Genomic DNA, 19,868 nt, shown 5'->3' on the forward strand with positions numbered 1-19,868 from the left:
CTTCCGTCCGCGGGCGACTGCGGCCGCGTGGTCCGTCCTGTCCCCTTGCCCGAACCGGCTGACGCCCTTGCCGTCCCAGTCGGGAGCGCTTCCCCACCTTGCTGTTACGGCGGGAGGCGCGGCCCGTCCAGGACTTCCGCCAGTTTCGAAGCCGAGGGGATCGGCGACACGGTGACGCGCGTACCACTACGCACCCGCGGCCGTCCGCGGACGGGAGGGGACGGGACGGGGGTGCCCGCCCGCAGCGGCCGGCGCGTCGACGCCGAGTGCGCTCCTCGGGACACCGCACTCGCGCCGGTCCGAGGACGGGGACCCCCGTCCCGGCCCCGTCCCACCCACGACCCCGCACGCACGGCACGGAAGCACCGGTGCCGCAGTCCGCTCAGGTCACAGGTCAGGTGCCGCGGACCGCCCGCGCCAGCCGCGTCGCCGCCGCGGCCCGCGGCCCGCTGTCCGGGGCACGCCGACGCGGATGCACCGTGGTGGCCAGCAGCACCAGGAAGGTGTCCGTGGCCGGATCCACCACCAGGGACGTGCCGGTGAACCCCGTGTGTCCCGCCGCGCCCCGCCCCGCCAGTTCCCCCATGAACCACGCCTGGTCCACGGCGAAGCCCAGCCCGGGCGGCGCCAGCAGCAGCTCCACGAAGTCGGACCCGAGGATGCGGGCCGGTCCGTAGGCGCCGCCGGCGAGCAGGGCGCGGCAGAAGACGGCGAGGTCCCGCCCCGTCGAGAACAGTCCCGCGTGCCCGGCGACACCGCCCAGCGCCCAGGCGTTCTCGTCGTGGACCTGACCGCGCAGCATCCCCCGGTCCGCCTTGGCCCACGGCCGCCGCTGGTCCTCCGTCGCCGCGGCGCCCGGGCACGGGCCGAACCGGGTCGCGGTCATGCCCAGCGGCCGGGTGATGCCGTCGCGCACGAGCGCGTCGAGGCGGCGGCCCGTCACGCGCTCCAGGACGTGCTGCAGCAGCAGGAAGTCCAGGTCGGAGTAGGTGTACGTACCGGGCACGCCCACCGGCGGCTCGGCCCGCAGCAGCGCCAGCCGCGCCGCGTCGTCGGGGCAGTCGTACAGCGGCAGCCCGGGGCGCAGCCCGGAGGTGTGGGTGAGCAGTTGCCGCACGGTCACGCCGTGCTCGGCAGCCGCACGGAACTCCGGCAGGTAGGCGCCGACGCGCGCGTCGATGCCGAGCGTGCCCCGCTCGATCTGCTGCACGGCGGCGACCGCGGTGAACAGCTTGGTCAGCGAGGCCAGGTCGAACGGCGTGCCCACGGTCATCGGCACACGCTCCGCCGACGGCAGTTCGACGTCGCGGCCGGTCTCCGGGTCGTGGCCCGCGTACCGCACGGCCCAGCCCGCCGCCTCGCTCACGGCGATCACCGAACCCCGCCCGGCGACCACGACGGCGCCCGCCGCCCAGGGCCGCTCCCCCTCGACGAGCTCGTGCACCGCGCGGACGAGCAGCCGCAGCTCGCCGGCGTCGAGCCCGGCCCGCTCGGGGGTGTCCCCGCGGAGTCTCGGTGTGCTCAGTTGTCCGCTCCCAGGCTCTCGGCGTCGCCCGGCGAGCGCGTGCCCCCGCCCGCCGCGCTCCGGCGTGTGGTCCAGGGTCGGCACATTGCCACGAAGCAGGTCAGCGCCACCAGTGCGGCGGTCAGTTGGACGACGGCCATCGGGACGGCGGTGTGCTCGCCGGCGATGCCGACGAGTGGGGAGACGACCGCGCCGATCAGGAACTGGGTCGTGCCGAGCAGGGCGGACGCCGAGCCGGCGACGTGCCGGGTGCGCATGAGGGCGAGGGCCTGGGTGTTCGGCAGGGTGACGCCCATCGCGGACATCAGCACGAACAGCGCGGCGGCGACGGGTGTGAGACCGACGGCGCCCAGGACGCCGGTGGCCATCAGCAGGAGGGCCCCGGCGGCGAGGACGACCACGAGGAGACCGGCGGTCAGCACCAGGTCGAGGCGGACCCGGCCGACCAGCACCTTGCCGTTGATCTGGCCGACGACGACCAGCCCGACCGAGTTGAGCCCGAACAGCAGGCTGAACGTCTGCGGGGAGGCGCCGTAGATCTCCTGGACGACGAACGGCGAGGCGGAGATGTAGGCGAACAGCGCGGCGAAGGCGAAACCGCCCGCGAGCAGGTAGCCGGTGAAGGCGCGGTCGGCGAGCAGCCGGCGCATCGAGCCCAGGGCGTCCGCCACGCCGCCGCTGTGGCGCTCGGTGGCGGGAAGCGTCTCCGGGAGCCTGGCCCAGACGATGCCGCCGAGCGGCACACCGACGGCGGTGAGGACCAGGAAGACGCCCCGCCAGTCCGTCACCCGCAGGATCTGCCCGCCGATCAGCGGCGCCACGATCGGTGCGACGCCGGAGACCAGCATGAGGGTCGAGAAGAAGCGGGCCATGGCCACGCCGTCGTAGAGGTCACGGACGACGGCCCGCGCGATGACGATGCCGGCGGCGCCCGCGAGCCCCTGCGCCAGCCGGAAGGCGACGAGGAGGTGGACGGTGGGCGCGAGGGCGCACAGGGCGGTGGCGACGACGTAGACGGCGAGCCCGGTGAGCAGCGGCCGCCGGCGGCCCCAGCGGTCGCTCAGCGGCCCGATGACCAGTTGCCCCAGGGCCAAGCCGGCCAGGCACGCGGTGAGGGTGAGCTGGACGGTCGCGGCGGGCGCGTGCAGGGACCGGGTGACCTCCGGGAGCGAGGGGAGGTACATGTCCATGGCCAGCGGCGGTGTGGCGGTCAGCCCGCCGAGGATCAGGGTGACCAGGAGTCCCACGCGCCGCGCCGCCGCCCCCGGCGGCCCGGGGGCCCTCGTCTGCGGCACGGTCCTCTGCGGCGGTACGGCCGCCTCCGACGCGCGCGGCGCCGGTGCCCCACCCTCGGACATGTGTCCCTCCCTCTCCGAGCAGTCCGCACCTATGCTCTCAGCTCGTACGGAGTGCCGACGATCACGCGAGCGAGGGCGGGGCCGGGATGACGGAGCAGAAGGTGCGCTGGGGGATTCTTGCGACCGGTGGGATCGCGGCGGCCTTCACGGCGGACCTGGTGGACCTGCCGGACGCGGACGTCGTGGCGGTGGCCTCGCGCCGGCAGGAGTCGGCGACGGCGTTCGCGGAGCGGTTCGGGATACCCCGCGCGTACGGCACCTGGGAGCAGCTCGCGCGGGACGCCGACGTCGACGTCGTGTACGTCGCCACCCCGCACTCGGCCCACCGGGTCGCCGCGGGCCTGTGCCTGGAAGCCGGGCGGCACGTGCTGTGCGAGAAGCCGTTCACGCTGAACCTGCGGGAGGCGGAGGAGCTGGCCGGGCTGGCGCGGCGGCACGGGCGCTTCCTGATGGAGGCCATGTGGATGTACTGCAACCCGCTGGTGCGGCGGCTGAAGGCGCTGGTGGACGACGGGGCGATCGGCGAGGTGCGCACCGTCCGGGCCGACTTCGGGCTCGAGGGGCCGTTCCCGTCGGCGCACCGGCTGCGGAACCCGGCGCTGGGCGGCGGGGCGCTGCTCGACCTCGGCGTGTACCCGGTGTCGTTCGCGCAATTGCTGCTCGGTGAGCCGTCGGACGTGACCGGGCGGGCGGTGCTGTCCCCGGAGGGGGTCGACCTGCAGACGGGCGTCCTGCTCTCCTGGGACAGCGGCGCTCTGGCGTCGGTGCACTGCTCCATCACGGGCGGTACGGGCACGACGGCGTCGGTGACGGGTTCCAGGGGCCGCATCGACGTGCCGGCCGGCTTCTTCCACCCGGAGCGCTTCGTGCTGCACCGTGACGGCCGGGACCCGGAGGAGTTCGCCGCCGACCCGGCCGACGGACCGCGCACCAGCCTGCGGCACGAGGCGCTGGAGGTGATGCGGGCCCTGCGCGCGGGTGAGACGGAGTCTCCGCTCGTGCCGCTGGACGGCACCCTCGCGGTGATGCGGACGCTGGACGCGGTACGGCAGCGGATCGGGGTGCGGTATCCGGGAGAAACCGCGGAGACGGCGGGGGTGGCGGCCGCCGCCGTCCCGGGGCGGGGCGCCGGGGGGACGCCGGAGCCGGCGCTGTCCTGAGCGTCGGCGTGGCCGTCGCCCGCCCGTCACGGGCCGCTCGCGTCCTGGTGACCGCCGGGATCGCACCGCGCCCGGGGCCCAGCCACCCGGACGGCCGTCGCGGGCGGGCCGCCGTGTGTGACCGGTGCGACGGTGGAAACGCGGAGGGGACATTGTTCCTGCTGTCTGCCTGGGAGTCACCGTGACCTGTTACGACCGACGCGACATCGGCCTGCTGCTGCTCCGCCTGGGCACCGGAGGCGTGCTGGCGGCGCACGGCGCCCAGAAGCTGTTCGGCTGGTTCGGCGGGGGCGGCATCGAGGGGACCGGCCAGTTCATGGAGTCCGTCGGCTACCGGCCGGGGAAGGCCAGCGCGATGGCGGCGGGCCTGGCGGAGACGGGCGGCGGCCTGCTGCTCGCGCTGGGCCTGGCGACCCCGGCGGCGGGTGCTGCGGCGGCCGGCGCGATGGCGGGCGCGGCGGCGGTGCACGCGCCCAATGGCTTCTTCGCCCAGGGCGGGGGCTACGAGTACGCGGCCTCCCTGGGTCTGACGTCGGCCGGTCTCGCCATCACGGGCCCGGGCCGGCTCTCCCTGGACCACGCTCTCGGGCATGCCGTCGACCGGGGCTGGATGGTCCCGGCGGCGTTCGCGGCGGTGGCCGCGGGGACGGCCCTCGTCGTGGGCAGGCGGATCCGTCACCTGCGGCGGACCGCGCAGGGCGAGCAGGAGGCGCTGTTCGAGGAGTAGGGGCCCGCAGGACTGTCCGAGGAGAAAGAGCGCTGTCGCAGGGGAACGGGACTGGCACGCTGGGGTCATGAGCGATCAGGACCTGCCCCAAGCGGCACCCGCGGACGTGTGGACCTCCGTCGACGCCCTGTGGGCGTGGCTGGAGACCGACCAGCCGCACGGCGGCCGGGAGGGCCTGCTGCTGCGCATGCTGAAGCTGTCGGAGGAGGTCGGCGAAGCCGCCCAGGCGGTGATCGGCGCCACCGGCCAGAACCCGCGCAAGGGCACCAGTCACACCTGGGAGGACGTGCAGGCGGAGCTGTGCGACGTGGTGATCACGGCCCTGGTGGCGCTGCGGACCCTGACCCCGGACGCCCGCGCGGTCTTCGCCCGGCACCTGGCCCGCGTCACCAGCCGTTGTGGTGCAGCCGGACGGTGACGACGGCGATCGACATGCCGGCGCGAATCTCTTGCGGCCGGTGCCGAAAGCGCCGGTCACCGCCCGTCGTCTTCGTCGTCCTCTTCCTCGATGAAGGGGCGCACCGCGTCCAGCAGGGTCCTCAACGCACCGGTGAGCGCCCCGACCTCGGCGACGCGCTGGGCGGACGGGTCCTGCGGGTACTGCCGCTCGGCCTGCTCGGCGGCGGTCGCCAGGGTCCGCTCGGCGGCCTGAGCCGCGGCGCGCAGGGTGGCACGTTCGATCTTGCCGGGCATGTGATCTCCCCTGGAATCGGCCGCCCAGGATTCAGCATTCCCCGGGACGCTTCGGCGTCGCCATCAGCCGGTTCTGCCGGGGACGCCACGGGTGGAGCGGGCCGGTACGGAAGTGCCGCGGGACGACAACGGAGGAGGAAGCACGTCTTCCACAACCCTACGGGACGTGCTGGACGTTCGCCTCCGCCTGGCCTTCGCAGCACGGAGACGTGTAGGCCATTCCGCACCGGGTACGGCCGATACATCCGGGAATGTCGACGTAACTCGCTGAGGTGAGTTCTGAGGCCGCTGCCCACACGCCGACAGCGAGGAGGGGCCCCGGCTGAGCCCGGGGTCACGGCGTGGACACGCAACCGCTCGCCGAGTTTGACGTCCGTTCAACCGGATGGGACGCAACGGCTCGCATGGGGCGCCGTCAGGAAAATGTCGGCCCTCACGGTACGCACCGCGGCGGGAACCGGACATGTGCCCGGCGGGCGCGATCGCAGGTTCCGGGCATATAGTCACAATATGTCCGTCTTTATCAAGCTCGCAGAAGTCGGCGATCCCAACGGCTACACCAACCGCACCATCTGGGACGTCGCCTACGAGGATGTGGCCGACGAAATCAGCTACGCCTACGACCTGCACCCCAGCGGAGCTCTGAAGGTGTTCCGGTTGCCGGTCGGCCTGCCTGCGGCAGTGGAGTCCGTGTTCAGCCCCGGAGTGTGGTTCAGGGTGCAGGGCCTCTGGCACGGGGCGGGCGGCTCCGGTGCCTCGTAAGCACGGCGGCGGCTCTCATACGGCGAACGGGTAGGTCTCGGGGACCTCGCCTCCCTGCCACTCGGCCGTGCGCTCCAGGGGTTCGACCGCCCGGGTCTCATCGATGTGGATGACGCCGTCGAACTGGTCCGACACGCGCGCGCGGAAGTAGTGGCTCTGCCGTTCGGTCTCCGGCCGGTAGATGACGCCGATCGCCCGCTCAAGGCGCGCCTTGCGCAGCGTGTCGGCGGCCAGGGGCGTCCGGTTGAACGGAAGCATGAACTCCTTCTCGCCGACCTGGTGGAACAGGTTCTCGACGCTGTCAGCGAGTGCCGGGCGCACCGCCTTGTGCACGGCCGGTCCTCCCCAGTCGTCCGCGGCTGTCACCGTGCCGGTGTAGGTGGTGAAGCCCAGCAGGCAGCAGTCATCAGGGTGCGCCTGCCGCACCAACTGGCCGACGTTGAGCTCGCCGCGCAGCGCGGCTTCCGTGCCCCGGGCGTCCCCGAGGTGGGAGTTGTGCTCCCACACGACGATCCTGGCGGGGCTGCTCCGCAGGTGGCTCAGATGCTCGGCGAGCGCCTCCAGGGTGTCGGCCATGTGGCGGTCACGAAGATTCCAGGACGACACCTGCTCGCCGAACATCTTCCGGTAGTACTCTGCCGCGTTCTTGACCGTGCGCGCGTTCTGCTCGGCGTAGAACTGCTCGTCCTCGGCGAGCAGTCCGTCCCCGCCTACGTATTGCACCGCGTGCCGCTCCAGCTCGACGAGTTGGTCGACGACCTGCCGCTCGCAGGTCTCACCCGCTCCGAAGGCGGCCTCGAACCCCCAGGCCTGGGCGTCGCCGTCGGTGTTGTAGTGATCGAAGCAGGCGTAGCGCTCGCGGGCCCGCGCCGCCGCCTCCGGATCGACGCGGTCCAGGTAGCTGATGACTTCCTCGATCGAGCGGTACAGGCTGTACAGGTCGAGACCGTAGAAGCCCGCTTTCGCGCGCTCGCCGCCGGAGACCCGGTCGTTGTGTTCCCGCAGCCATCCCACGAAGTCCAGCACCGGGGTGTTCCGCCACATCCAGGTGGGGAACCGCCGAAAGCCGCGCAGTGACTCCTCGCCCGTGACGTCGTCGCTGCGGTCCCGGACGTAGCGGTTGACCCGGTAGGCGTCGGGCCAGTCGGCCTCGGCCGCGACCGCGCAGAAGCCCTTCTCCTCGATCAGCCGCTGCGTCATGCGAGCGCGCGCCTGGTAGAAGTCGTGCGTGCCGTGCGAGGCCTCGCCGATCAGCACGAATCGCGCGTTGCCCACCAGGTCGAACAGTGTCTCGTCGCTGGGCACGCCGTCCTCGACGGGGAACGCCTCAGCGCTGATCAGGGCGACCTCGTTCACCCCCTCCTCGGCGGGCTCCGCGGGCCTGCCCGCTGCCCGGCGCAACAGCTTCCGCACGTCCTCGTCCGTGATCTGCTGGAAGTCCCAGTAGGAAACGCCGACGGCGAAGAACGGCGACGGGGTGGTGGCGCAGACCAAGTCGTCGGCCATGTCGGCCAACTCGCGGCAGGTCGACTCGGCGGCGGCAGGCACCGCGACGACGATCCGCGCCGGCCGGTGGCGGCGCAGGGCCTGGATCACGGCGCGCATGCCGACCCCGGTGGCAAGGCCGTCGTCGACCAGGATCACCGTGCGGCCCTCCAGCTCGGGCGCGGGCCGTCCCTCCCGGTAGGTGTGCTCCTGGTGCAGCAGCTCCCGGGCCTCCCGCTCGACCGCGCTGCGCAGCGTGCCCGGCAGGATGCCCAGGCCGCGGACGACATCCTCGTCGAGCACCACCACTCCGCCGTCCGCGATGGCTCCCATCGCCACGTCCTCCTGACCGGGCACGCCGATCTTGCGGACCGGGAAGACATCGAGTGGCGCACCCACGGCCACGGCGACCTCGTACGCCACCGGAACGCCGCCGGGCGGCAGGCCCAGCACGATCGCATCGGGATCGCCCCGGTAGCGTTCCAGGAGCTTGGCGAGGACCCGGCCGGCATCTACGCGATCACTGAACAGGCGGTTCGACATGGGTACGTCCTCGCGGTGTGCGGTGCGTGATGAGGCCGGGTTCCGGTGCGCGGCTCCCGGGGTCACGGCGAGGGATGCACGGCTTGCGTCGTGATCGTTGTCGAGGTCATACCCGCGTGCCCGGCAGGTCGCACGAACCGGCCTCGATGGGAGAGGTCCAACCTTTTCGCTGCTTCACCGACAGCGGCTCGTGTACGACGGATCTGTGTCCATCGTACGTCCGGCGCCGCAACCCGGGCCGGTCTCGGCGTCGAGGGCTCCCGGCAGCCGCCCTTGGCCTCCGTCCCGGATCAGAGGCCCTTTCCCGGGAAGACGGCAGGTGGCGGCAGACGAGTCGGGCTGTACGCCGGGTTCTGTTCCGCTTAGGTAACGATCACGCTCTGACCTGCGTGTTTATGGGAATCCAGCGACCGTTCCAGCCCCCTGGGACTTCTCAGGGACCTTCCGTCGAGTTCCGTGAGCCACGCCTCGATCGCGGACAGTCCCCGCGCGCCGGCCTGCGGCACGAGGTGAGTGCAGGTCCGGAGTGTGAACGCCGGATCCCGGTGCCCCGGCCACTTCGCGAGTGAGACGAGCGACTCCGTCGGGCAGTGCGCACACGGCCCAGTCGTACCGGTCGTCGAGCCGCCGGCCGAAGCCGCGGCCCACCACGCGCACACCGTCACCGTCGATGCCTGTCCGCTCGACGTGTGCGGAGAGTCTGCGCGTCCGCCGCGGCAGAAGGCAGGATTGCAGTCGCACGAAACCGCCGGAGGCCGGGCGTCCACGCCCCGTTTCCCGGTCAGCCGGGCCGCCGCGCCGGCTCCGGTGCCTCATGGCGTGCGTACGCCGCCCAGTCCACGATCTGCACCGCCGCGCCGGCTGCCTCCTCGCCCCGGCAGTGGGCGTGGTGCCTGCGGGCGATGCCGTCCAGGTCGAGGTGGGAGCCGAAGGCGGGGTGCGCCGTCAGACGCCGTGCGTACGCCCACAGACGGGTGTGGTCGGTGATGCGGTGCACGGCGGCGGCGTCCAGGTGGTGGCGGTGCACAGTGTCCAGCTGGACCAGCGTGACCCACAACTGCACGTCGGCGGCGGTGAGTTCGCCACCCAGCACCGGCTCCCGGGAACCGAGCCGCCACTCCAGCACGTCCAGCGCGCGCAGGAGAGTGGCCAGGGCGATGTCCCGCGCCGCCGGGTCGCCTCCGGACTCGCCGGCACGCTGGGCGGCCCAGGTGATGCCCCGCTCGCAGAGCCGGCCGACGGCCTCGATCGCCTCCTCGGCACCGCGCGGGTGGAGGTCGGGGCCATGGCCACCGAACTGCCGGGCGAGGTCCCGCAGGATGTCGGGGGTGTGGGTGCTGACGATCCTGCCGGTCCAGTCGTCGCTGAGGACCGGCGCCACCGCCGGTCCGGGATGCTGGTGCGAGCTGGCCTCGTACAGCGGGCGCAACGCACGATGCCCACCGTCCGGGGCGTCGGGCACGGCGGGCAGCAGCGTCACCGGGAGAGTGTCGTCGAGGCCGAGCAGGCTGTGCGTGACGGCGATCTGCAGACAGTGCGGACAGGACGGCGAGAGGTGGAGCCGGTAGCGGTGCGGCACAGCGTAGTAACCGCTGCGCGCGTCACAGCCGATCCTGCTCCGGAAGGACGGCACGGCTGTCGGGGATGATGCGGGCATACGTCTCCCTCGAAGTGCTCGGTCACGGGCATACGACGGCGACGGCGCGCGACGGCTTCGCCGCGGCCGGACTGCGGTAGGTGCACGGGGGGGGTCAGGCGGGGGCGGGGCCACCGGCGGGCGGGGAACTTGCCGCACTGCACACCCGTACGAGGTCGATGTGGCGGCGGGATGTCAGCAGGGGCAGCGACCGGACGGCGACACGGACAGCGTCGCCGCCGAGGGCCGGCGCAGCACCATCCATATTTCCCTACCACTTCACTAGGATTCCCGTAGTGGAGTGTCGGACCCCGGCCAAGCCGAGTCAAGGGGCCCGCACAAACAGGTCGGGACGGGAGTAGGCCCTTCCCGCGCGGTGTCGGCCGGAACCCGGCCGATCTTCCCTTCCGTCCACCGTAAGCCCAGGTCAGCGACGCATCCGGCGATGCGTCAGGTGGCGCAACACTTCCGCAACACCACTATCCCTACCGGATCGGTAGGGTTCCGAACATGCCACCCACCGACCGCATCCGAGACCACGCCGGCCAGGGCGCGCCCACCGTCGCCGCCCAGCGCACACGGCGTCGGCTGCGCGCGGACCAGGCACGCCAACTCGCCGACCTCCTGCGTCACCAGCTCCTCACCGGGGGCTTCCCGGCCGGCACCCTCCCGCACGAGTCGACTCTCGCCACCGACTACCGGGCCTCCCGCAACACCGTCCGTCAGGCCCTCGACCTCTTGCGCGCCGAGGGCCTGGTGGAGCGCCTCCCCGGCGTCGGCACGGTGGTCGTCGCCCAGAAGTACGCCCATGGACTCGACCGGCTGATGGGCCTCGGGGAGACCCTGCACGAGCACGGCCGCGTCACCAACGAGGTCCGCACCATGGGCCCAGCCCCGGCCCCCGCCCCGGTCGCCGAGCGCCTCCGCGTCCCACCCGGCACCGACATCCTCTACATCGAACGCCTGCGCCGCCTGAACGGCCTCCCCCTGTCCCTGGACCTCACCTACATCCCCCTGGACATCGGCACGGCCCTGCTCGGCTGCGACCTGGAGAACACCGACGTCTTCCGCCTCCTGGAGTCCCTCACCGGCCAGCGCCTCGGACACGCCGACATCACGCTGGAGGCGGTCAACGCGGACGCCCATTCCGCCGCCGTGCTTCAGGCTCCGCGCGGTGCGGCCGTCCTGATGCTGGAACGCCTCACGCACCTCGCCGACGGGCGCCCTGTGGACCTGGAGTTCATCCGCTTCCGCGGCGACCGCATCACGATGAGCGGCCTGCTGCGCCGCTCCCTCTGACACCACCTCACCGAAGCACCTTTCTGGAGACAGCCATGCCCTTGGTGCCCCAGCGGGCCGACGTGCCCGTGACCATCGACGAGTCGAAGTGCATCGACGGCTGCACGCTCTGCGTGGACATGTGCCCGCTGGACTCCCTCGCCATCGACACCGACAGCGGCAAGGCGTACATGCACGTCGACGAGTGCTGGTACTGCGGTCCGTGCGCGGCCCGCTGTCCCACCGGAGCCGTCACGGTCAACATGCCCTATTTGCTCCGCTGATCCCCTTGACCTGCTCCGGTGAAAGGCCGAACCACGATGAAACGCACGGCAGTCGCAGCATCCGCAGTCGTCCTTCTGCTCCCGCTCAGCGCCTGCGGCGGTGACGCCGAGGCCGGCGACGGCTTCACGGTCACCGTCGGCTACCAGTCCAAGACCATCAACACGGTCACTGCCGGCACCCTGCTCCGCTCCCTCGGTTACTTCGAGAAGCAGCTGACCTCGCTCGGCGACGGCCGCACCTACAAGGTCGTCTGGCAGGACTACGCCACCGGCGCCCCCGTCACCGCCCAGATGACCGCCGGGAAGATCGACATCGGCTCGATGGGCGACTTCCCGCTGCTCATCAACGCCGCCCGCGGCAAGCAACTGAACCGTCCCACCCATCTGGTCTCGGTCACCGGCTACAACCTGCGCGGTGGCCTCAACACCATCGTCACCGCACCCGACTCCAAGCTCACCTCCCTGAAGGGAAAGAAGGTCTCCACGAGCGTCGGCTCCGCCGCCGACGGCACCCTCGTACGGGCCCTGCAACGCGCCGGCATCGACCCGAACGACGGCATCGAGAAACTCAACCAGCAGCCCGCGGTGGGCGCTTCGGCTCTGGCCGCGGGCAGCTCGGACGCGCTGTCGCAGTTCGTCGCCTGGCCCGGCCTGCTCACCTACCAGGGCAAGGCGAAGGCTCTGTACGACGGCGCCCAGCTGAACCTGCCCACGTTCCACGGGGTCACCGCCCGCAAGGACTTCGCCAAGGACCGCCCGGCCGTCCTGGAGGCCTTCCTCAAGGCCCAGGCCGAGGCCACCGACTACCTCAACACCCACCCCGTCGCCGCCGCAGAGAAGGTCGCGAAGGCCACCGGTCTGCCCGCCGAGGTCGTCTACCTCTACAACGGCGCCCACGGCATCTCCACCTTCGACCCGGCCGTCAAACCGCAGCTCGTCTCCGCGCTGAAGCAGGACGTGTCGGTCCTGAAGGCGGCGAAGCTGACCGGCGACGTGGACGTGGACTCGTTCGTCGACGACCAGTACCTGAAGAAGGCGCTCGGAGCGTCGTACGGGAAGCGGCTCGCGGCCACGCCGCCCGCCGCCGCGAGCGAGGTGTGGCCGAAGGGCGCCCAGGAGACCAGGACCTTCAAGTCCCCGGCGGAGCTGCTCGGTTACGTGGCCACGCACTATGACGGCATCCGCGCCGCCTACGTCCCCGACGCCACCACCGGCACCCTCTGGTTCGCCGACAAGGCGGTGTGGGTCGCCGACGGTGAGCAGCTGCTGCCGTTCGTCGCCCCCGCGACCGCGCAGGCCTACGTGGACGGACACGACGGAGCACGGGCCGTCACGTATGCCGACGCCCTGGAGCGTGCCTCGTGAGCGGGTCCGCCCCACGAGCCGCCCGGTACGCACTGCGAGCAGCCGCCCTCGCCGCCGCCCTCGGCCTGTGGCAGCTCCTGACCAGCCTGGACGTCGACCTGTGGCTGCGCTTCTCGCAGTTCCCCACGGTCACCGACCTCGCCCACGCCTTCGCCGACCGCCTCGCCGGGGCCGACTACTGGACGGACCTCACCGACAGCCTGACCCGCATCCTCACCGGCTTCCTGCTGGCGGCGGTGCTGGGGGTGGCAGGGGGCGTGCTCGTGGCACGCTCCCGACTGGCCGAGGACCTGCTGGGCCCACTGCTGGAGGTGGTCCGCCCGATCCCGGCGATCGCCCTGGTCCCCGTCGCGATCCTCCTGTTCCCCTCCAACGAACAGGGCATCGTCTTCATCACCTTCGCCGCCGCCTTCTTTCCGGTCCTGGTCTCCACCCGGCACGCCGTCCGTGCGCTGACGCCCGTGTGGGAGGAGGCCGTGCTGACAATGGGCGGCAGCCGGTGGCGCATCCTCGGCTCGGTCGTCCTGCCGGGCGCCCTGCCCGGCGTCTTCGGCGGCCTGTCGGTCGGCATCGGCGTCTCGTGGATCTGCGTGATCTCCGCCGAGATGATCTCCGGCCAGTACGGCGTCGGCTACCGCACCTGGCAGGAGTACACGATCGTCGACTACCCCGGCGTCTTCGTCGGCATGGTCACGATCGGCGTCCTCGGCTGGCTCACCTCCACGGCCGTCGAGCTCCTGGGCCGCCGCCTGACCCGCTGGCTGCCGCGCACCTCGTACGTCCCCGGCGCGCGCCTCCCGCGGCGGACGCACGAAGCCCCCTCCCCCGCACCGGTCGGGCCCGGCCCCAAGGAGGACGTGTCTCATGACCAGCTCGTCTGACGTCCGTTCACCGTCCCGCACCGGCACCGGCACCCGCCTCGCCCTGCACGACGCCGCTGTCGGACGCCCCGGCGCGCCCGTGCTGGACAAGGTGGACCTTGATGTGGCCCCCGGAGAGATCCTGACCGTCGTCGGCTCCTCCGGCTGTGGCAAGTCGACCCTCCTGCGCACCCTGGCCGGCCTTCTGCCTCTGCTCTCCGGAGAGATCACGCAGGACGGACGCCCCCTGACCGCCCCGTCCGCCGAACGCGCCCTCGTGTTCCAGGAGGACGCCCTGCTCCCCTGGCGCACTCTGCGCGCGAACGTCGAACTTCCCCTCGCCATCAAGGGCTTGCCCCGCGCCGAACGCCGTACCCAGGCCTTGGCATGGCTCACCCGCGTCGGGCTGACGGATCAGTCCCGGCACCTGCCGCACCGCGTCTCCGGTGGCCAGCGTCAGCGCGCCCAACTGGCCCGGGCCCTCGCGGGTGCGCCCCGTGCCGTCCTCATGGACGAACCGTTCGGCGCCCTCGACGCCCAGACCCGCGCCGGCATGCAGGACCTGCTGGTGGAGGTGCTGCGCGGCACGGGCGCCACCGTCGTCTTCGTCACCCACGACGTGGACGAGGCCCTCTTCCTCGGCGACCGCGTGGCCCTGCTGGGCGCGGGCCGCCTCATCGCCGTACGGGACATACCGCGCCCGCGCGAGCGCGCCGCCCACGACGATCCGGCGCGTACCGCCCTGCGGCGCGACATCCTCACCTCCCTCGGTTCTTGAAAGGCACCCTGGTGGACACCCCCCTGCAGATCCCGGCCCTCACCGACGCCGAGGAACTGACCTGCGACGTCCTCGTCATCGGCGGCGGCACCGCCGGCACCATGGCGGCCCTGACCGCCGCCGAGCACGGCGCGGACGTCCTGCTGCTGGAGAAGGCCCACGTCCGCCACTCCGGCGCGCTCGCCATGGGCATGGACGGCGTCAACAACGCGGTCATCCCCGGCCGCGCCGAACCCGACGACTACGTCGCCGAGATCACCCGCGCCAACGACGGCATCGTCGACCAATCCACCGTCCGCCAGACCGCCACCCGCGGCTTCGCCATGGTGCAGCGGCTGGAGTCGTACGGGATGAAGTTCGAGAAGGACGAGCACGGCGAGTACGCGGTCCGCCAGGTCCACCGCTCCGGCTCGTACGTGCTGCCGATGCCGGAGGGCAAGGACGTCAAAAAGGTCCTGTACCGGCAGCTGCGGCGGCGCGAGATGCGCGAGCGGATCCGGATCGAGAACCGGGTGATGCCGGTACGCGTGCTCACGGCGGAAGGGCGGGCCGTGGGGGCGGTGGGCTTCCACACCCGCACGGGCGCCTTCGTCACCGTCCGCGCGGGCGCGGTGATCCTGGCCACCGGCGCCTGCGGCCGCCTCGGCCTGCCTGCCTCCGGGTACCTGTACGGCACCTACGAGAACCCGACGAACGCGGGTGACGGCTACGCGATGGCGTATCACGCGGGCGCGGAGCTGACCGGTATCGAGTGCTTCCAGATCAACCCGCTGATCAAGGACTACAACGGCCCCGCCTGCGCGTATGTCGCCAATCCCTTCGGCGGCTACCAGGTCAACCGGCACGGCGAACGCTTCGTCGACTCCGACTACTGGTCGGGCCGGATGATGGCGGAGTTCGCGGAGGAAGTCGCGAGCGACCGGGGCCCGGTCTACCTGAAGCTGAGCCACCTCCCGGAGGAGTCGATCTCGGCCCTGGAGTCGATCCTTCACTCCACCGAGCGCCCGACCCGAGGCACCTTCCACTCCGGCCGCGGCCACGACTACCGCACCCACGACGTCGAGATGCACATCTCCGAGATCGGTTTGTGCGGCGGCCACTCGGCCTCGGGCGTACGGGTCGACGACCACGCCCGTACGGCTGTCCCTCGCCTGTACGCCGCCGGGGACCTGGCCTGTGTCCCGCACAACTACATGATCGGCGCCTTCGTCTTCGGGGACCTGGCCGGCGCGGACGCGTCCCAGTACACGCCGTACGAACGGGAGTTGCCCCTCGACCAGCTCCAGGAGGCGCACGAGCTGATCTACCGCCCGCTGCGCAACCCCGACGGCCCGCCCCAGCCCCAGGTCGAGTACAAGCTGCGCCGCTTCGTCAACGACTACGTGGCCCCGCCCAAGTCCGGCGCCCGGCTGTCGCTGGCCCTGGAGGCGTTCGAGCGGATGCGCGCCGACATCGCCACGATGGGCGCCCGCACCCCGCACGAGCTGATGCGCTGCACGGAGGTGAGCTTCATCCGCGACTGCGCGGAGATGGCCGCGCGGGCCTCCCTGGCCCGCACGGAGTCCCGCTGGGGCCTCTACCACGACCGTCTCGACCACCCGCATCGTGACGACGCCTCCTGGTTCCACCACCTCGATCTGCGCAAGTCCCCCACCGGTGCGATGGAGTTCACGGCGCGTCCCGTGGCTCCCTATCTCGTCCCGGTCGCCGAGTTCAAGCCGGTCGGCGGACCCTCCCGCCGCCTCGGCGAGGTCCACCCGGAACAGGTGGCGACCGCTGGGGCCCGGGAAACGGCGCCGGTGGCGATGCGGCAGGAGCCCGCCCTGACCGACACGACAGCCCGCTCCGGTTCCGACACGGACACGCCGGCCACACCGCGCCTGCTCGAACTGCTCTCCCTCGCGGAGGACGAGCCCCGGCTCTTCGCCCTCGCCCCTTACCTGACCGACCCCGAGCCCACCGTTCGCCGAACGGCCGTCACCGTGCTGACGGAGACGGTGCCGCCGGGCACCGGACCGGCACTGGCCGCCACGCTCGCCGACCCCGACGCCGGCGTCCGCGCCGCCGCGGCCGCCTCACTGCGCGAACTGGTCGAGACGCTGGACCCTGAACCAGCCCTGCGCGACGGCCTCGTCGCCGCCCTGTCCGAAGCCGACCCCGTCGCGCGTGCCGCCGCACTCGACGTCCTGCGTGCCCTCCGCCTCGGTGACACCGGGCTGTTCGCGGGCTCTCTCTCGGACGCGGACATCGCCGTGCGTATCGCTGCCGTGCGAGCACTCGTGTCGGTCGACGCCGCCGGAGAGCTGGCCCGCGCGGCGACCGCCGACCCGTCCCGCGAGGTCCGCGTCACCATCGCCAAGGCCCTGGCCACCGTGACCGCGGGACAGCTCGACGACACCACGTCGGGCGGCCCCGGACCCGACATGGTCCTCTCGGCCCTCACCGAGCTCATCGACGATCCCGACGCCCTGGTGCGTGCGGCCGCCTACGAAGCACTGGGCACGACCGGCTGCCCGGCGCCCCTGGCCGCACGCGCGGACGCGGCCCTGTCCGATCCGGCCTGGCAGGTGCGGGCCGGCGCGGCCACCGCCCTCTCCCTCGCGGCCCCCGGCCTCGCCGTACCCGCCCTCGCCAAGGCCCTCGCCGACCCCAACGCCGACGTCCGCAAGGCCGCCGTGGCAGCACTGACCCGGCACCGTGCCACCGAGGACGCCCGAGCGGCCCTGGCCAAGGCGACGACGGACCCGGACGCGGACGTCAGGGCCTATGCGACCCGGGCACTGTGAGCGAACCGCTGCGACCGCATCGCCGTCAGGCGGCTGCGCCCGCCCGGCCGGCCGCCCGCCACGGGCAAGCCCGGACTGCTCAGCCGGACATCATCCGAACCGCCCCTCCGAGAGTGATGCGTCCCGTGTCGCGGAGGGGCGGCCTCGCGGGCGGACTCGACAGCCGACTCGGCTGCGAGGGCGACCGCCGCGGCGCGTCGGCGATCACGTGGGTCACCGCCGGCCCCCGGCGTCCGCGAAGGGGGTCTGAGCGACGGGCTGTGCGGCCGTCGCGTCGCGGAACGGATGGCTCCACAGCCCGCGCGCCTCCAGCCGCGGCAGGACGCCCTCGCCGAACCAGTACGCCTCCTCCAGGTGCGGGTAGCCCGAGAGCACGAACTCGTCGATGCCCAGCCGGTGGTACTCGGCGATCCGGTCGGCAACCTCGTCATGGCTGCCGACCAGCGCCGTGCCCGCGCCGCCCCGCACCAGCCCGATGCCGGCCCACAGGTTCGGGTGGATCTCCAACGCGTCGCTGTTGCCGCCGTGCAGGGCGAGCATGCGCTGCTGCCCCTCGGACTCGCTGCGGGCCAGACCCGCCTGGACGGCCTTGACGGCCTCGGGATCGAAGCCGTCCACGAGCCGGTTCGCCTCCGCCCAGCCCTGCTCGGACGTGTCGCGCGTGATGACATGCAGCCGGATGCCGAACCGGACGGTGCGTCCCCGCTCGGCTGCCAGCCTCCGGATCCGCGCGATCTTCTCGGCGACGGCGGCCGGCGGCTCGCCCCAGGTGAGGTAGACGTCCGCATGGCGGGCGGCGATCTCGCCGGCGATCGGTGAGGAACCGCCGAAGTACACCTCCGGGACCGGGTCGGGTACCCGGGCCAACGTGGCGTCCTCCACCTGGAGGTGCTCGCCGACCAGATCGACGGTCTTGCCCTCCCACAACTCCCGGACGATCTGCAGGAATTCGCCGGTGCGACGGTACCGATCGTCCTTGTCGAGGAAGTCGCCATAGGCGCGCTGTTCGTGGCTCTCTCCGCCGGTGACGACGTTGAGCAGCAGCCGTCCGCCGGTCTGGCGCTGGAAGGTGGACGCCATCTGCGCGGCGAGCGTGGGTGAGACGAAGCCGGGCCGGAAGGCGACCAGGAACTTCAGCCGCTCGGTGTTCTGGCTGACCATCGCGGTGGTCAGCCACGCGTCCTCGCACCAGGCACCGGTGGGGGTGAGCGCGCCGACAAAACCGAGGTCCTCGGCGGCGCGGGCGATCTGGCTCAGGTAGGCGACAGACGGCTGCCGGTCGCGGCCGGACTCGGTGGCGGGTGTGCCATGGCCGCCGCCGACGACGTGGCGGCTGTCGCCGTTGGTGGGCAGGAACCAGTGGAAGGTGAGGGACACGTGAGGTCTCCGTTCGACGGGGCGTCGGTCTACAGCAGTCCGTGCCGGGGCGGCCGGGTGCCGTTCAGGAGGTAGCGGCCGATGTGCTGGACCTTCCAGCGGGCCGGATCGTGCAGGGTGTGAGTGCGGGCGTCACGCCAGTGGCGGTGCAGGCCCAGGGAGTCAAGGGCGGCGCGGGTGCCGGCGACCTCGAAGAGAGCGCTGCCGACCTCCACGGCGGCCTCCGCCGCGGTCACCTTGGCCGCGGCGACCGCGATCGACGCCTCGGCGGCGGAGTCGTCGGTCAGGTCGTCCCGGGCGGCGTCGACCGTCCGGGCGGCCTCGCGCAGCAGTGCCTGCGCCGCCCTGACCCGGAGGTCGAGCTCGCCGAACCGCTGGACGAGCAGCGGGTCCTCCGCGGCCGTCTCGAACCCGCTCTCGAACCACGGCCGGCTCTTCGTGCGGACGAAGTCCACGGCCTCGGCGAGCGCGCCGGAGGCGATGCCCGCGTCGATGGCGGCGTGCAGCAACTGGGCGACAGCCCCGTGGAGTTGAGGGCCCTGGAAGGTGAGGTGGTGCGGCACGACCCGGTCGGCGGGGACGGGCACCGACTCCAGGCGGACGGTTCCGCTGGCGGTGGTGCGCTGGCCCATGCCGTCCCAGTCGTCCACGACCGTGAGGCCGGGCGCGTCGCACGGTACGTACGCCACGCGCAGGGTGTCGTCGTCGGCGCGGGCGAGGACGGGGATCCAGTGGGCGAACAGCGCGCCCGTGGAGTAGTGCTTCATGCCGTCGAGGACGTACGACCCGTCCGGGCGTCGCGCGAGCCTGGTACGGATGTCCTGCACGTGCTTGGTGCCCGCCTCGGACTGGGCGTTGCCGAATCGCTTGCCGCGCAGCACCTCTTCGAAGAAGAACTTCTGCTGCTCGTGCGTTCCCTGCCGGCGCAGCACGTTGACGTAGACGAAGTGGCCCTGCGGGATCTGGGCGAGGCTGGCGTCGGCGGCGGCCAGCAGCCGGAAGACCTCGGCGAGCGTCTCCGCGCGGACGTCCGCGCCGCCGAACTCGGCCGGGACACTCACGGCCAGCAGCCCGGAGGCGGAGAGCCGTTCCATCTCCGCGTGCGGCAGCCGGCGTGCCGCGTCCCGCTCCGCCGCCTCCTTGCGGAAGTCCGCGGTGTGTCCCACCGCCAGCCGGCGTCCCGGGTGTCTGCCAATCGCACACGAAACGAGAGCATTCCACTCCCCTCCTCTACGGAGCGGCGGAGCAGGA

Annotated in this window: 17 protein-coding genes; 10 read left to right on the forward strand and 7 right to left on the reverse strand. The window is 72.4% G+C overall.

All coding sequences use genetic code 11. From position 1 onward, the window contains the following. Positions 1–394: 394 nt before the first annotated feature. Positions 395–1,609, reverse strand: a complete 1,215-nt coding sequence (locus tag ACWDNY_RS20640; RefSeq protein ID WP_451647228.1) for a serine hydrolase domain-containing protein — start codon at positions 1,607–1,609, stop codon at positions 395–397. Next, the gene (locus tag ACWDNY_RS20645; RefSeq protein WP_451647229.1) at positions 1,522–2,883 is read right to left on the reverse strand and encodes a multidrug effflux MFS transporter; all 1,362 of its coding nucleotides are present in this window, start codon (positions 2,881–2,883) and stop codon (positions 1,522–1,524) included. Before ACWDNY_RS20645 ends, ACWDNY_RS20640 begins: the two co-directional genes overlap by 88 nt. A gap of 86 nt (positions 2,884–2,969) precedes the next feature. On the opposite strand from ACWDNY_RS20645, the gene ACWDNY_RS20650 reads away from it, so the two are divergent. The 3 genes from ACWDNY_RS20650 to ACWDNY_RS20660 all read left to right on the forward strand — a co-directional run bounded on the left by ACWDNY_RS20650 (position 2,970) and on the right by ACWDNY_RS20660 (position 5,188). Beyond that, the gene (locus ACWDNY_RS20650) at positions 2,970–4,043 is read left to right on the forward strand and encodes a Gfo/Idh/MocA family protein (RefSeq protein ID WP_451647230.1); all 1,074 of its coding nucleotides are present in this window, start codon (positions 2,970–2,972) and stop codon (positions 4,041–4,043) included. A gap of 181 nt (positions 4,044–4,224) precedes the next feature. Further along, positions 4,225–4,770: a DoxX family protein gene (locus ACWDNY_RS20655; protein ID WP_451647231.1), complete on the forward strand. Its 546-nt coding sequence runs from the start codon at positions 4,225–4,227 to the stop codon at positions 4,768–4,770. 67 nt (positions 4,771–4,837) lie between these two features. Continuing rightward, positions 4,838–5,188: a MazG-like family protein gene (locus ACWDNY_RS20660; protein WP_451647232.1), complete on the forward strand. Its 351-nt coding sequence runs from the start codon at positions 4,838–4,840 to the stop codon at positions 5,186–5,188. A gap of 56 nt (positions 5,189–5,244) precedes the next feature. Here ACWDNY_RS20660 and ACWDNY_RS20665 read toward each other — a convergent pair whose 3' ends face one another. After that, the gene (locus ACWDNY_RS20665; protein WP_451647233.1) at positions 5,245–5,463 is read right to left on the reverse strand and encodes a hypothetical protein; all 219 of its coding nucleotides are present in this window, start codon (positions 5,461–5,463) and stop codon (positions 5,245–5,247) included. Between the two features lie 510 nt (positions 5,464–5,973). Here ACWDNY_RS20665 and ACWDNY_RS20670 point away from each other — a divergent pair. Continuing rightward, on the forward strand, positions 5,974–6,225 hold the full coding sequence (locus tag ACWDNY_RS20670) for a hypothetical protein (RefSeq protein WP_451647234.1): 252 nt from the start codon (positions 5,974–5,976) through the stop codon (positions 6,223–6,225). Positions 6,226–6,240: 15 nt separating this feature from the next. On the opposite strand, the gene ACWDNY_RS20675 is transcribed toward ACWDNY_RS20670, so the two are convergent. Continuing rightward, positions 6,241–8,253, reverse strand: a complete 2,013-nt coding sequence (locus ACWDNY_RS20675; protein WP_451647235.1) for an erythromycin esterase family protein — start codon at positions 8,251–8,253, stop codon at positions 6,241–6,243. Positions 8,254–9,034: 781 nt separating this feature from the next. After that, on the reverse strand, positions 9,035–9,910 hold the full coding sequence (locus tag ACWDNY_RS20680; RefSeq protein ID WP_451647236.1) for a glutathione S-transferase C-terminal domain-containing protein: 876 nt from the start codon (positions 9,908–9,910) through the stop codon (positions 9,035–9,037). A gap of 489 nt (positions 9,911–10,399) precedes the next feature. Between ACWDNY_RS20680 and ACWDNY_RS20685 the strand changes: the two genes are divergently transcribed. The 6 genes from ACWDNY_RS20685 to ACWDNY_RS20710 are packed head-to-tail and all read left to right on the forward strand — an operon-like array spanning position 10,400 to position 17,240. Then, positions 10,400–11,188, forward strand: coding sequence for a GntR family transcriptional regulator (locus ACWDNY_RS20685; protein ID WP_451647237.1), 789 nt, complete (start codon positions 10,400–10,402; stop codon positions 11,186–11,188). Positions 11,189–11,223: 35 nt separating this feature from the next. Further along, the gene (locus ACWDNY_RS20690) at positions 11,224–11,451 is read left to right on the forward strand and encodes a 4Fe-4S dicluster domain-containing protein (protein ID WP_067240494.1); all 228 of its coding nucleotides are present in this window, start codon (positions 11,224–11,226) and stop codon (positions 11,449–11,451) included. A 36-nt stretch (positions 11,452–11,487) separates the two neighbouring features. Continuing rightward, positions 11,488–12,816, forward strand: coding sequence for an ABC transporter substrate-binding protein (locus tag ACWDNY_RS20695; protein WP_451647238.1), 1,329 nt, complete (start codon positions 11,488–11,490; stop codon positions 12,814–12,816). Beyond that, positions 12,813–13,697 (forward strand): ABC transporter permease, encoded by an 885-nt coding sequence (locus ACWDNY_RS20700; protein ID WP_451647239.1) that lies wholly within the window; start codon positions 12,813–12,815, stop codon positions 13,695–13,697. Before ACWDNY_RS20695 ends, ACWDNY_RS20700 begins: the two co-directional genes overlap by 4 nt. Further along, a complete protein-coding gene (locus ACWDNY_RS20705) occupies positions 13,681–14,454 on the forward strand; it encodes an ABC transporter ATP-binding protein (RefSeq protein ID WP_451647240.1) in 774 nt (257 codons plus the stop codon). The genes ACWDNY_RS20700 and ACWDNY_RS20705 overlap by 17 nt, the downstream gene beginning before the upstream one ends. Beyond that, positions 14,451–17,240, forward strand: a complete 2,790-nt coding sequence (locus tag ACWDNY_RS20710; protein WP_451647241.1) for a fumarate reductase/succinate dehydrogenase flavoprotein subunit — start codon at positions 14,451–14,453, stop codon at positions 17,238–17,240. The genes ACWDNY_RS20705 and ACWDNY_RS20710 overlap by 4 nt, the downstream gene beginning before the upstream one ends. 213 nt (positions 17,241–17,453) lie before the next feature. Here the strand turns inward: ACWDNY_RS20710 and ACWDNY_RS20715 are convergent, their stop codons facing one another. Continuing rightward, positions 17,454–18,617 (reverse strand): LLM class flavin-dependent oxidoreductase, encoded by a 1,164-nt coding sequence (locus ACWDNY_RS20715; protein WP_451647242.1) that lies wholly within the window; start codon positions 18,615–18,617, stop codon positions 17,454–17,456. A 29-nt stretch (positions 18,618–18,646) separates the two neighbouring features. Continuing rightward, the gene (locus ACWDNY_RS20720) at positions 18,647–19,783 is read right to left on the reverse strand and encodes an SfnB family sulfur acquisition oxidoreductase (protein ID WP_451647244.1); all 1,137 of its coding nucleotides are present in this window, start codon (positions 19,781–19,783) and stop codon (positions 18,647–18,649) included. Positions 19,784–19,868: the final 85 nt, after the last annotated feature.

Source organism: Streptomyces sp. NPDC003697 (assembly GCF_053587115.1).